The sequence below is a fragment of the Streptomyces sp. LS-MS-L19 genome (genome assembly GCF_058382285.1).
This window is the reverse complement of the sequence record NZ_JBYCLL010000001.1, coordinates 80,259-93,582: the sequence shown is the minus strand read 5'-3', so window position 1 is coordinate 93,582 and position 13,324 is coordinate 80,259. Positions and strand designations below refer to the sequence as shown.

General features: G+C 72.2%; 7 protein-coding genes. 5 read left to right on the top strand and 2 right to left on the bottom strand.

Going from position 1 to position 13,324, the window contains the following annotated elements:
* Positions 1-41: 41 nt before the first annotated feature.
* The 4 genes from AC2XR2_RS00395 (at position 42) to AC2XR2_RS00380 (ending at position 6,925) form a co-directional block, all read left to right on the top strand.
* The gene (locus AC2XR2_RS00395; protein ID WP_491513849.1) at positions 42-2,921 is read left to right on the top strand and encodes a SpoIIE family protein phosphatase; all 2,880 of its coding nucleotides are present in this window, start codon (positions 42-44) and stop codon (positions 2,919-2,921) included.
* Between the two features lie 136 nt (positions 2,922-3,057).
* On the top strand, positions 3,058-4,605 hold the full coding sequence (locus tag AC2XR2_RS00390; protein ID WP_491513848.1) for a sugar ABC transporter ATP-binding protein: 1,548 nt from the start codon (positions 3,058-3,060) through the stop codon (positions 4,603-4,605).
* Positions 4,602-5,708, top strand: coding sequence for an ABC transporter permease (locus tag AC2XR2_RS00385; protein WP_491513847.1), 1,107 nt, complete (start codon positions 4,602-4,604; stop codon positions 5,706-5,708). Before AC2XR2_RS00390 ends, AC2XR2_RS00385 begins: the two co-directional genes overlap by 4 nt.
* 56 nt (positions 5,709-5,764) lie before the next feature.
* Positions 5,765-6,925 (top strand): substrate-binding domain-containing protein, encoded by a 1,161-nt coding sequence (locus tag AC2XR2_RS00380; RefSeq protein ID WP_491513846.1) that lies wholly within the window; start codon positions 5,765-5,767, stop codon positions 6,923-6,925.
* Positions 6,926-6,944: 19 nt separating this feature from the next.
* Here the strand turns inward: AC2XR2_RS00380 and AC2XR2_RS00375 are convergent, their stop codons facing one another.
* The gene (locus AC2XR2_RS00375; protein ID WP_491513845.1) at positions 6,945-9,437 is read right to left on the bottom strand and encodes a SpoIIE family protein phosphatase; all 2,493 of its coding nucleotides are present in this window, start codon (positions 9,435-9,437) and stop codon (positions 6,945-6,947) included.
* Positions 9,438-9,723: 286 nt separating this feature from the next.
* Here AC2XR2_RS00375 and AC2XR2_RS00370 point away from each other — a divergent pair, with 286 nt between their 5' ends.
* Entirely contained in the window at positions 9,724-11,886 is a 2,163-nt protein-coding gene (locus AC2XR2_RS00370; protein ID WP_491513844.1) for an ATP-binding SpoIIE family protein phosphatase, read from the top strand.
* A gap of 75 nt (positions 11,887-11,961) precedes the next feature.
* On the opposite strand, the gene AC2XR2_RS00365 is transcribed toward AC2XR2_RS00370, so the two are convergent.
* A complete protein-coding gene (locus AC2XR2_RS00365) occupies positions 11,962-13,146 on the bottom strand; it encodes a beta-ketoacyl-[acyl-carrier-protein] synthase family protein (protein ID WP_491513843.1) in 1,185 nt (394 codons plus the stop codon).
* Between the last annotated feature and the right edge of the window lie 178 nt (positions 13,147-13,324).

Here is a 13,324-nt window from a genome sequence, read left to right as displayed (position 1 = left end):
TTCGGAAGGGTTGACCGTCGAAGGCGCGAGTGAGGCGGAGCGTGGTCCGGGCCGGCGAAGATCCGATACCGACGGGGCGTGCGCCAGGCGGCACGGGGCCCGCCGGTTTCCGTGAGCGGTTCCTGCAGGGTGAGCCGGTCGAGACGGGTGTGCGCACGTCGATCCTGGATTCCTGGCGACGCTGCCGGACCCTGGGGCTCTCGCCGGACCAGACCGACCTTCCCTTCCGGGAGGACTTCGAACCGGACGGACGGCTCGTCCGCGCGGCCGTTCCGGTGCTTGACCGGCTGCAGGCCACGTTCGCGGGCAGCGCGATGAACATCTCCGTCGCCGACGCGAGCGGGACGGTTCTCCTGCGCCGTTTCGGAGAAGCGTCGCTGGCCAGAGTTCTCCCGGCCGTCCAGAGTGTCCCCGGGTTCGTGTTCGCCGAGCAGGTCGCGGGTACCAACGGCATCGGTCTCGCCCTGGCCGAGCGCCGACCCATCCGGGTCTACGGTGCCGAGCACTTCGCCGAGCGCTCCCAGGGCAGTGCATGCCGAGCGCTTCCCGTGCGCGACCCGCTCAGTGGCCGCATCGAGGGCGTCCTGTGCTTCGGCTATCCGCGCAGCGCCGAGGACCCGGCGCTGGACACCGTGATACGCAAGGCGGCCCAGGCCATCGAGCGGCGGATGCTGGGGCAGAGTTCCGCGCGTGAGCACGCTCTGCTGCGGGCGTACCTGGAGAGCGGGGCCGAGGTCGCCGCAGGTCTTCGCCACCGCATCGGGGTCCGGGAACTGGCCGTGGAGATGAGCCCCCGCGACCGGGCGATCCTCATGGAGAAGGCCGCCGAGCTGATCGCCCGCGCGCAGCGGGCCCGGGTCGACGTGCCCCTGCCCGACGGCCGGCGGGTCACCCTCGTGAGCCGGCCGATGACGAGTGCCTCCGGAGTGGAGGGCGTCGCCATCGAGGCCGTTGTCCCCGGACCCTCACCGCGTCGGCCCCTCGCCTTCCCGCAGCAGGTCCACGGGCCGCTGGATCTCCCTGCCGAGCCCGCCGTCGGCGCTTTCCTCCCGTTCACCGGGGCCGTCCCCGGCGTGACGCCCGGGCAGCTCTCCGTCACCCCGCCGCCGGGGCGTCTGCCCGGTGCGGTGCACGACCCTGCCGTCGTGGGAGTCGAGGACGTCACGGCCGGCGACAGCGCGACGGACGAGCACTCCGACTCCCCGCCCCCGATGAGAGGGCTCGTGATGGTGGGGGAGCCGCACGTGGGGTCCTATGCCCTGGCCGCGCGCCGCCGCCTGGAACTGCTGTCCGAGGCCGGTGTCCGGATAGGCACCACCCTGGACGTGCGCAGTACCGCCCGGGAGCTCGCCGAGTCGGCGGTGCCGCAACTGGCCGACTTCGTCACCGTCGACCTGCCGGAGGCCGTGCTCCGCGGCGAGGAGCCCTCCGATCCCCGCAGTGACCTACGCCGTACGGTGGTCCACGGCATCCATGACGACTGTCCCTTCCACCCGGTCGGCAAGCAGGTCGACTACGGACCGACGATGCCGCAGTCGCGGTGCCTGACGAGCGGCCAGGCAGTGCTGGAACCGGACCTGAACGCTGCCGCGGGCTGGTTCGCGCAGGACCCTGAGCACTCCGCACAGCTTCTGAGCCACGTCCACTCCCTCATCGCGGTGCCCCTGGTCGCCCGTGGCACGGTCCTGGGCGTGGCCGGCTTCTACCGCGCGCAGGACTCGCCACGGTTCGGGGACGACGACCGGTCGCTGGCCCAGGAGCTGGCCGCCCGTGCCGCGCTGTCCATCGACAACGCCCGGCGCTACACGCGGGAACGCGCCATGGTCCTGGCCCTGCAGCGCAGCCTGCTCCCGCACGGTGTGCCGGACCAGGACGCCGTCGAGGTCGCCCATCGCTACCTGCCCGCCGAATCCGACGTCGGAGGGGACTGGTACGACGTCATACCCCTGTCCGGCACCCGCATCGGGCTCTTCGTCGGCGATGTCGTCGGCCACGGCATGCTCTCCGCCGCCACCATGGGGCGGCTGCGCACGGCCGCCCGCAGTTTCGCCGAACTCGACTTCCCCCCGGACGAGGTCCTCACCCACCTCGACAAACTCGTGGGACGCCTGGACCGGGAGGTCCCCGGCGCCGCGGACGCAGGCACGATCGGCGCGACCTGTCTCTACGCCATCTACGACCCGACCACCCAGCGGTGCACCATGGCCCGCGCCGGCCATCCCCCGCCCGCCCTGGTCCGCCCCGACGGCACCGTGTGGTTCCCCGACCTGCCCGCCGGGCCCCCGCTCGGCCTCGGCGGTCTGCCGTTCGAAGCCGCCGAGCTCGACCTCCCTGAGAACAGCCGGCTGGTTCTCTACACCGACGGGCTCATCGAGGACCGTCACCGAGACGTCGACGTGGTCCTCGATCAGTTGCGCGCCACGCTGGCCCAGGCCAACGGTACGTCCGACGAGACCTGCGAGGCGGTACTCGACACGGTGGCCCCCACCCACCCCTGCGACGACATCGCCCTGCTCGTCGCCCGCACCCATGCCCTGAACCCCGGGCGGATGGCCACCTGGGACCTGCCCGCGGATCCGGCCCTGGTCAGCGAGGTCCGCGCCTCCGCCACCCGGCAACTGGCCGACTGGGGACTGGAGGAGGCCGCGTTCGCCGCCGAACTGGTGCTCAGCGAGCTGGTCACGAACGCCATCCGCCACGGCGCAGGGCCCATCCGGGTACGGCTGCTCCACGACCGCACCCTGATCTGCGAGGTCTCCGACAGCAGCAACACCGCCCCGCACCTGCGTCGAGCGGCCAGCACCGACGAGGGCGGCCGCGGCCTGTTCCTCGTCGCGCAGCTGACGCAGAGCTGGGGCACGCGCTACACCCAGCACGGCAAGGTCATCTGGGCCGAATGCGGGCTCGAGGGGGCCGCCTGAGGCGCCGGCCCCGGCACATCACTGCTCCGCTCGGGGCACAGACAGCGCCGGGATGTCGGATAATGCGCGATATGTACGGCTAACATCACGGGTGCACATCGGGAAGAACACACCAGCTCCAACCTCGGAGAGGTCCGTGCACGAGGCCCACGACACCTCTGCGCATGCGGTCCCGCCCTTCGGGGCGGAACCTCTGGTCCGTGTCCGCGGACTCGTCAAGCGGTTCGGGGGAACCCTCGCGCTCGCCGGGGTCGACCTCGATGTCCACGCCGGCAGTGTCCTCGCCCTCCTCGGTCCCAACGGAGCCGGGAAGTCCACGCTCATCAAGGTGCTCGCCGGCGTCCACCACGCCGACTCGGGGCAGGTCACCGTGGCCGGGCACCCGCTCGGGAGCCACGCCGCTTCCCGGCACATGTCCTTCATCCATCAGGATCTCGGCCTGGTGGAGTGGATGACGGTGGCCGAGAACATCGCTCTGGGCACCGGGTATCCGCGCCGCGCCGGACTGATCTCCTGGCGCCGCACCCGGGAACAGTGCACCGCGGCCCTGCGGGTCGTCGCCGGACATCTCGACCCCGACGCGCCGATCGCCCGCCTCGCCCCGGCCGAGCGTTCGCTGGTCGCCGTCGCACGAGCCCTGGCGGCACGGGCGGGGCTCGTCGTCCTCGACGAACCGACCGCCCGCCTGCCCGCCGCGGACTGCACCCGGCTGTTCCGGGTGCTGCACAGCCTGCGCGACCGGGGCCACGGCATCCTCTACGTCAGCCATCGCCTGGACGAGGTGTACGAGGTCGCCGACACTTTCGCCGTGCTGCGCGACGGACGCCTGGTCAGCCACGGCTCGCCGGCGACCCACGCTCCTGCCGCTCTGGTGCGCGCCATCACCGGCGAGGAGCCGACCGACCACCGCATCGTCACCACCCCGGCCGGCGGCCCGGCCGTCCTGACCCTGGACGGGGTGCGCACCCCCGACGCGGGACCGGTCGGTCTGGAGCTCGGGCGGGGGGAAGTCCTCGGCCTGGTCGGCCTCACGGGCGCCGGACACATGGGCCTCGCCCGAGCCCTCGCGGGCGACCGGCCGCTGCTGGGCGGACGGGCCCTTCTCGGCGGACGCCCGTACCGTCCCCGTACGGTCGCGGACGCCGTCGCACGGGGTGTCGCCCTCGTACCCGGCGACAGACAGCGGGAGGGTTGCCTCGCCGGGCTGACCGTACGGGAGAACCTCCTGGCCAACCCCCGGGCGGGCGGCACGTCGGCGCTGCACTGGATCAGCCCTCGCCGCGAGCGCGCCGAGGCCGGCACGCTGATCGAACGGTTCTCGGTGCGTCCCCACGACAGCGAGGCCGCCATCGCCACCCTGTCCGGGGGGAACCAGCAGAAGGTCATGATCGGCCGGTGGCTGCGGCCGGCCCTGCGCCTGCTGATCCTCGAGGAACCGACGGCGAGCGTGGACATCGGTGCCAAAGCCGCGATCCATCGCCTGCTCGCCGACGCGCTCGCGGCCGGCCTCGCGGTCCTCCTCGTCTCCAGCGACTTCGAGGAGGTCGCGCGCGTGTGCCGGCGTGCCCTGGTCTTCGTCCGCGGATCCGTGACGACCGAGCTGACCGGCCCGGCCCTCACGGTCACCGAGCTCACACGGGCGGCTTCGGCCCTGCCCTCCACCGGAAGCGCGGCGAATCCGTGACCGGCTCTCCCTCTCCGGCCGCGCCCCCGCCACGACCGCGTCGCCCGGGCTCATGGCTGCGACTCGCCCGACCGCGCGGCCGGGGCGGGCAACTCATCGGCGCCTACGGCCTCCTGACCCTCACCGCCCTGCTCTTCCTGATCTTCTCCCTCACCCTGCCACGTACCTTTCCCACCCGGGACACCGTCGACTCGATCCTGTCCAACCAGTCCATCCCGGCCGTCCTCGCGCTCGCCGCGATGGTCCCCATCGTGACCGGCGCGTTCGACCTCTCCATCGGCTACGGCCTCGGCCTGGCCCACGTGATGGTGATGCAGCTCGTCGTGGTCGAGGGGTGGCCCTGGCCCCTCGCCTGCCTCACGGTGATCGCCGGAGGGGGTGTCGTGGGCGTCCTCAACGGTGTCGTCGTCGAATTCGGACGGATCGACTCGTTCATCGCCACGCTCGGAACCGGCAGCATGATGTACGCGGTGACCGGATGGGTCACCGGCGGCGCCCGGATCGTCCCCGGCCCGCAAGGCCTCCCGGCCGCCTTCACCGACATCTACGACTCGACGTTCCTCGGCCTGCCGGTGCCCGCCTTTTACGTACTCGCGCTCGCGGGCGTCCTCTGGGTGGTTCTGGAGCGGCTGCCGCTCGGCAGGTACCTGCACGTCGTCGGGTCGAACCCACGCGCCGCGGACCTGGTCGGCATCCCGACCCGCAGGTACACCGTCTACGCCTTCGCCGCGTCGGGACTGATCGTCGGCTTCGCCGGAGTGCTGCTCGCGGCCCAGCAGCAGATCGGCAATCCCAGCGTCGGCCTCGACTACCTGCTGCCCGCGTTCGTCGGGGCCCTCCTCGGCTCCACCGCCATCAAACCCGGGCGCCCCAACGCCCTGGGCACCCTCGTCGCCGTCGCCGTCCTCGCGGTCGGCCTCACCGGCATCGCCCAGATGGGCGGCGATTTCTGGACGGTCCCGTTGTTCTACGGCGGCACCCTGCTCCTCGCCGTCGGACTGGCCGGCTACTCCGCTCGACGCCGACTGCGCACCGGCGCGGTCGTCCCCCGCGATCCGCCCCCCGTGACTCCGGACGGAGGCACGCAGGGCAGCCCTCCATGACCCACGCCGCGGGCACCGCCAGAGTGCCCGGACGGCACCCTCCGCGAGGAGCTCCCGTGCACCGCAACCGCAACACCCCCACCCTCCGCAACGCGCGGTCCGCCGGCACCGCCCTGGTCGTCGCGGTCTTCGTGGTGGCCGGCTGTGAACGCGGCTCGTCGAGCGACCCGGCGCCCGCCACCTCGGGGCCGAGCGGCTGCCCCGCGGTCCAGACCAGGGCAGAGGCGGCCGTCAGCCGGGCGGAGCGAACGGACATCCCCTGGAACGGACCGACCAGCGGCCCCACCGCGGTGGCCGACAAGACCATCGTCTACGTCGCCCAGACCATGACCAATCCCGGAGTCGCGGGCGTCGCGGACAGCGTGCGGGAAGCCGCGCGCGTCATCGGCTGGCACGCCCGGGTGATCGACGGTGGCGGCACCCCCGCCGGCATCCAGGCGGCGATGAGCGAGGCCGTGGACCTCAGACCCTCGGGCATCGTCATCGGGGGCTTCGACCCGGGCTCGACCTCGCAGCAGGTGGCGCGTGCGAACGCGGCAGGCATCCCGCTCATCGGCTGGCACGCCGTCGCTTCCCCCGGCCCCAGCCGACGCCCCGAGCTCTTCACCAACGTCACCACCAAAGTCGAGGACGTGGCCAGAGCCAGTGCGCAGTGGGTCATCTCGAGCTCCGACGGCACAGCCGGGGCCGTGGTCTTCACCGACGCCTCGATCCCCTTCGCCAAGTACAAGTCCGACCTGATCAGGAAGGAGCTGGCCACCTGCGCGGGGGTGGAACTGCTGGCGTACGAGAACATCCCGATCCAGGACGCAGGCAACCGCATGCCCCGGGAGATCTCCTCACTGCTCTCCCGCTTCCAGGGGAGATGGACCCACTCCGTCGCCATCAACGACCTCTACTTCGCCGATGCGGCCCCGGCGTTCCGCGCGGCCGGCAAGCAGGGTTCCGGCCCGCCCTTCAACATCGGCGCCGGCGACGGCGATCCCTCCGCCTTCCAGCGCATCAACAGCAGGCAGTACCAGGCGGCCACCGTGCCGGAGCCGCTGTCCCTGCAGGGCTGGCAGATCGTCGACGAGTTCAATCGCGCCTTCTCCGTCCGGCCGCCCAGCGGGTATGTGGCCCCCGTCCACATCAGCACGGCCGACAACAGCCACGGCGCCACGACCTGGGACCCGGTGGGATACCGGGAGGCGTACCGGAAGATCTGGGGCACGTGACAGTGGCGGCAGGGACCGGTCAACGTGGCGGGGCGTACTCGGTGAGCAGGAGCGCGATGTCGTCCGCCCTGTCGGGGGAGGCGTGGCAGGCATCCCGCAGCAGCCCGTCGGCCAGATCGTCCAGGCCACCCCCGCCGAGCCGGGCCAGCGCCCCCCGGAGCCGCTCGACGTCGGAGCCGATGTCCGAGTCGCGCTTCTCGATCAACCCGTCCGTGTAGAGGGCCAGGACCGACCCGGGAGCCAGACGCAGCTCCGACTCCGGAAAGCGTGCCTTCGCGTCGATGCCGAGCAGTGGGCCGCCGGGCACATCCAGGATCGTGGTGTGCCCGTCGGGCCGGCGCAGCAGGGGCGGGAGATGGCCCGCGCGGACGATGCGCACGATCCCGGAGCGGGGACTGATGCGGGCGTAGCAGCAGCTGGCGAGGAGCGCCGGGTCGAGGTCCATGTGGAGGCGGTTGGTGCCGGCGACGACATCGCTCGGTCGGTGGCCGGAGGCGACGAAGGCCCGCATGGCGCTGCGCAGCTGGCCCATGGCGGCCGCCGCGGGAACGTTGTGCCCCTCGACGTCCCCGACGATCAGTGCGACTTCGTCGCCGGTGGGGATGACGTCGTACCAGTCGCCGCCGATGTCCATCCCCCTGGTGCCCGGAAGATAGCGCCCGGTGATGCGCAGCCCCGGCAGGGTGGGCAGCCGGTGCGGCAGCAGCGCGTCCTGCAGGCCGCGGGCGAGTGCGCATTCGGCGTCGTAGAGTCTGGCGCGTTCCAGGGCCTGGCCGATCAGGCCGCCCAGCGCGGTGAGGACTCCGCGCTCCTCGTCGGGGAACCGGTGCACGTCGTCGAAGCCGAGCATGCAGGCGCCGACCGGGCGGTTCGAGGCGATCAGCGGCAGGAACGCCCAGGAGTTGGTGTGCCCCACCGTCAGCTCGGGGTAGCTCTCGCGGAGCTGCTCCCGGGACTCGACGAAGAGCGGGACCCCGGAGGTCAGCGCGTCCGTCACGGGCAGCCGGGCGTGCAGCGGGGTGCCTTCGAAGCGGGCGAGGAAGTGTTTCGAGTAGCCGCGCTGAGCGAGCAGGTGCAGGCGCCGTTCCTCCACCACGGCCATCGCCAGCTTCTGGCCGCCGAAAGCCGGCAGCAACTGGTCGGCGACGGCATCGAACACCTCGTTCGCGGTGGCCGCCTCGGTGAGGGCGCTGCCCAGCGTGAGCACCCGGTAGAGGGAACCCACGCGGGGCGCCCCGGGCGGAGGCGCCAGGGAGATGGGCGGCTCCTCCTCGGTGACCGGTGTACCGGGCCCGGTGCCGGCCGGCAGGGGCTGCCGTACGCGTGAGGCCCATCCCGTCATGCCCTGAGCGCCCGGGTGGAGGGAGAAGACCAGCCACTCGTCCGGTGGGCGGCGGACCAGGAAGGAGACCGGTTGCTGGGAGACGGCGGCGGCTCGGTAGCGATCCTCGTACACGGGATCGGCCAGCCAGGGCAGCACGTCCCAGGGGCGCCGGCCGAGCAGTTCGTCCTGGCGGACCCGCAGCAGATCCTCCAGGCTGTGGTTGGCGTAGGCGAGGCGTCCGTCGGGAGAGAGCGCGAAGAAACCGTCCGCGAGGCGCTCGATCGCAGCCACCGCGGCCATGCCGCTCCCGGAGTCGAGTACGGCGCCGACCAGGTGGGCCTCCGGGGCGTCGGGGCTCTCCGGCACCCGGCCCCACAGCTCGACGACGCGGTGCCCACCACGGCCGTCGAGGATCCGTAGGTGGTGCGCGAGCAGGTGCCCCTCCTCGACCGCGGCACGGGCGGCGGACCGGAAGCCGGGCAGATCCGCCGGCTCGATGCGGGCCGCCAGTGTGTCCGCCCGACCGTCGAACGCGCGGGGCGGAATCCCGAGGATCGCGCACAGCTCGTCGTCGGCGGTGAGGGCTCCGGTGTCGAGGTTCCAGTCGAACAGGCCCACCCGGATCGCCGGAGCGGACGGCAGCGGGACCAGTATCGGAGCCGTGCGCTCGTCGTACTCGCCGAGGGTGCCGCGGACCCGCAGTCCGGCGAGGGCGGTGCCCAGCCGGTCGGCGGCGGAGCGCAACTGCCCGCGCTGCGTTCTCGACAGTCCTGTCCCGTCCGGCTTGGGTGTCCACACGACGGCGATGGCGCCGAAAGTCCGCTCACCGGCCCGCACGGGGACCGATGCGGAGCCGAACGGGTAGGGCAGGGCGATCGAGAGCTGGGGGAAGCGCCGCATCGTCTCGTCCGCGCCGGCCAGGTGGATCATGCGCCCGGAGCGGCACGCCTCCGCCACCGGAATATGGCTGTTGACCGGGATCCGACGCCATCCGCTGAGGAGGGACGGCGGTGTCCCGCAGGAGGCGGCCACGAGGAGCGAGCGATGGTCGCCGGAGAGCAGGAACACGCTTCCGGTGTGTGCTCCGGTGACCTCCACGGCATGGACGACGGCCCTGACCAACGCGTCGTCGCGCTCGGGCGCTTCGCCGACACCCGCGGCGCTGAGCGGGTATGAACTCGATGCCATACCGTTGGCCGACACGCTGCCCTCGATCATCCATGGAGTGCTTTTCCCAGTTTAGGGTCATTCGCCCCTCTCTGTGGCGGGGCGGTCAGCCTTAGCAGGCCACTCGGCCCCTACGGCGTGCCGGTGCAGTGCGGTGACGACCACCGTGGGGCCCGCTGGTGTAGGCGAAGCGGCTCCGGGTGTTATTGAATGAAGTTTGCGGTCAGGAATCCCGGGACTCTGTCGCCCGGGTTCTGGTACGGCTCCGACGTGGTGCCGGGGTCGGCGAGCGAGCTGAGAGAGTCGCATGGACTCCACCCCACCCCCCTCGTCTGCGTCACCGTTCGACATGGTCAGCAGCGCTTTGGGTCAGTACATGCCAGTCGACGGAGCGGCAGCAGCCGCCGGTTCCGCCGATCCGCGGGGGGACAACGCCGCCCGCCGAGCCGTGTCCGACAACCCGACGCCCACCGGTCAGGAGCAAATCCTCGGCGCGGTCAATCTGGACCGGGACCTGAGAATCACCCGCTGCAATCTGGGCGCCCCGGTCTTCGCGGGGGTGGAGGTGGTGGCCGGGAGCCCTTTCGTCGATCTCCTGCCTCCCGCGGACGTACCGACGGTCACCCGGCGGCTGCGCCAGGTCCTCGAGACACGTGAGCCGCACGTCGCCCGGGTCCAGCGCCTGCGACGCGGCGACGGTTCGGAGCTGGTGGTCTCGATGAGCATCCTGGCCGCCGCGGCGCCTCAGGAGGGCCTGACCGTCTCCCTGATCGCCATGGCCAGGAGGCTGCACCTGTACGCCGCCGAGACGGCGATCGGCACCTCGTTGGACATCGGCGAGACCGCGCAGTCGCTGGCGGAGTCCCTGCTGGCCTGGGGTGACGTGACCGCCATCGACCTCGACTTCGCCGTGTGGACGGGCGAGGCGGTCACCGAGCAGCCGCAGGGGCGCCTCCGGCTGCGGCGGGCGGCCCTGGTGCCGGACCGGGCGTGGCCCGACGGCTATGTGACCCCGGGCGACGATCTCCCCGGCGGTGCCAGTCGGCTGCTGTCGCAGGCCATGCGGCGTGACGACGCCGCGCAGGCCATCGTCGTACCCGACCGGGATGCCATCGAACGAGTGCTCGATGATCCTCGGCTGGTCCGTGCCCTGGTGCCCGGCGACCAGGCGGTGGCCGTGGTGTGCGTACCGCTGGTCCTGGACGGTACGCCGCCCGTGGTCCTGGGTGTCGCGGAGGTCTGGCGGCGGGCGGACCGCCCCTTCGCCGACAGCGAGCTGCTCGACCTGCAGGAACTGGTGACCAGAACCTCCCACCACGTGGACCTGGCCCGTCAGCACCAGCGCGAGCACACACAGGTACTGGCCTTGCAGCGCCGACTGCTGCCACGGTCCGGCGGCGACACCGTCCAGACGGCCAGCGTCTACCAGCCCGCCACCCCCGACAGCGCCGGCGTCGGCGGCGACTGGGTGAACAGCTTTCCGCTGCCGGACGGCCGTACCGCGCTGGTGGTCGGAGACGTCGTAGGGCACGGGCTGGGCGCCGCGGCGACCATGGGACAGCTGAGCATGGAGGCCCGCGCGCTGCTGTCAGCGGGGCTGGCGCCCGACGAGGTGCTGGAGCACCTGGACGAGACCGTGTCGCTGCTGGACGACGCGGAGTCCGGACTGGCGGCCGGTTACAGCGCCCTCGGGTCGACCTGCTGCATCGCCGTGTACGACCCGGTCAGCCACCACGTGGCGGTGGCCAGCGCCGGCCACCTTCCCCCGGTCCTGGTACCCCCGGACGGCCCCGCCGGCCCGGTCGCGCTACGCCCCCACCCCGGGCTGGGCGCCGAGTTCGCGCTGCGGGAGCCGTACGACGTGCACGCGTTCCGTGCGCCCCCGGGCTCACTGCTCGCCCTCTACACCGACGGCCTGGTGGAGGATCCCGCCCTGTCGATCGACGAAGGCATCGACAGGCTGACGGACGCCGTGTCCTCGGTGCACCCGTGGGACGCCCTGGAGCAGGCCGCGCGGCGCGTGGTCTCGGCGGTGGCGCCCACGCGTCGGCGCGACGACGTGACTCTGCTGATCGCCCGCATGATCGGCTACCGCAAGGAGGACACCGCGACATGGCGTCTGCCCGCCCGCGGCGACGCGGCCGCTCGGGCCCGCACCCTGGTCTCCGAGCTGCTGGGGCAGTGGGGCACCAGAGAGCACACCAGGGACAGCGTGCTGCTGGTGGTCGACGAACTGGTCGCCAACGCGGTTCGCTTCGCCGACGGACCCATCACGGTACGGCTGATCAGGACCGGTCACGGGCTGCTGTGCGAGGTGGGCGACACCGGCAACGGCAGGCCGCGGCTCGGGCCGGGCGGGCTCCTCGACGACGCCGGCCGTGGCCTGCACGTAGTGCATGGGCTCACCACCCGGTGGGGCGTGCGGTGGACGGACACCGGGAAGGTGGTCTGGGCTTCGGTCGAGCGGTGACGGGGTGTCGGCCGGGCGGCGCGGGACCGGTTCGCCGGGTGGCGGCACCGGCGTCACGAGGGGCGCGGGTCCGCCCTACAGCCACTCGCCTTCCAGGGCGGTGGCGGTGAGGCCCGGGGCAGCCGCGTACAGGACGGCACGGCTGCCCGGCTTCTGCCCGGCGTCGTATGCCCTCCGCATGATGTCGAACACGGCGGCGCCTCCGCGGTTGCCGCTGGTGTAGCCGTCCCGGCTGTAGCGCAGGAGTCCCGACGGCCACCCGTCGGGCATGGTCTGCTCCATGTACTCCAGCACACGCGTCCCGCCGGGATGGGCGAGCAGAACATCGGGGTGCCAGGAGCCGGGGGCGTCCTGGTATCGGAGACGCAACCACTCCCACATCGCGGTGACCGTCTCCTGCACGGCGCGCGGCCCGCGCCGGTCCATCACGAAGTGTGTGCCGTCCTCCCGTGTCTCCAGGCGGTGCAGGTCCTGGGTGCCGGGCAGAGTGTGGTGCCAGGCGGCGTCCAGCCGCAGCGTCGACTCGGGCCTCGGGCGGCCCGTGACCACCGCGGCGACCGCGGTGTCCGCGAACAGCAACCGGACGATCAGGGATTCCAGCGTGTCGTCAGCGGGCTGGTAGGTCGTGCTCAGTGCCTCCGCGATCACGACCAGGACCACCCGGTCGGGGTCCGCGGCCACGAGATCCGCCGCCAGCGCCAGCGAGCGGGTCCCGGCTATGCACGCCCACTGCGTGGCCGGCAGCAGCAGTACGTCACGCCGGAGCGGGAGTCTGTTGGCGAGGGAGACGTCCAGCCCCGGCAGCGCGGGGGTGGTGGAGTGACTGGTGATCAGACAGTCGACGTCCGCGGCGTCCAGCCCGGCGATCTGCAGGGCCCCGCGCGCCGCACGCTCACCGTAGGACTGCACGGCCGACCAGGCCGGCGCAGTGCGCTCCTGGACGGTCTGCGGCGCGGGTATCGCCTCAAGGGCGGCGATCACGCGATCCACGTCCTGTTGGGTGAACCCGTCACCGGCCAGCGCCTCACGGGCGGGCCCGATGCCGGCGGTCGGCAGGCCGTTTCCGCTGCCGGGCGCGACGGCGGCCTCCAACGGCAGCATCCAGCCACGGGTTTCGATGCCCGTACTGGCCGCGATGCCGTCGATCCGCGGCGCCCACGCCGCGTTCGGGTGCCGACCGCGCACTTCGTCCACGATCTGGCTGGTCCGCACGGCGTGCCTGCCGTGTATCACGGCAGGCGGGCACAGGTAAGCGGCCATGATCAGCGCCTTTCTGCAGGGAACGGGATGAATTGTCACGGGCGCCATGTCATATGCCACTTGGGAAAGATTCATCCAATTCCACGACAGTGCGCACCGATTGATGAGTCAGTGTCCGTTTCGAGCATGGATGCCACAGGGGCGTTCGCGCTGTGATCTGGGCAACTTGGGAGGTTCT

Excerpts from the sequence above, each read along its gene's own strand:
- AC2XR2_RS00375 (WP_491513845.1), bottom strand. The coding sequence starts at position 9,437 with ATGGCATCGAGTTCATACCCGCTCAGCGCCGCGGGTGTCGGCGAAGCG.
- AC2XR2_RS00370 (WP_491513844.1), top strand. The coding sequence starts at position 9,724 with ATGGACTCCACCCCACCCCCCTCGTCTGCGTCACCGTTCGACATGGTC.
- AC2XR2_RS00365 (WP_491513843.1), bottom strand. The coding sequence starts at position 13,146 with ATGGCCGCTTACCTGTGCCCGCCTGCCGTGATACACGGCAGGCACGCC.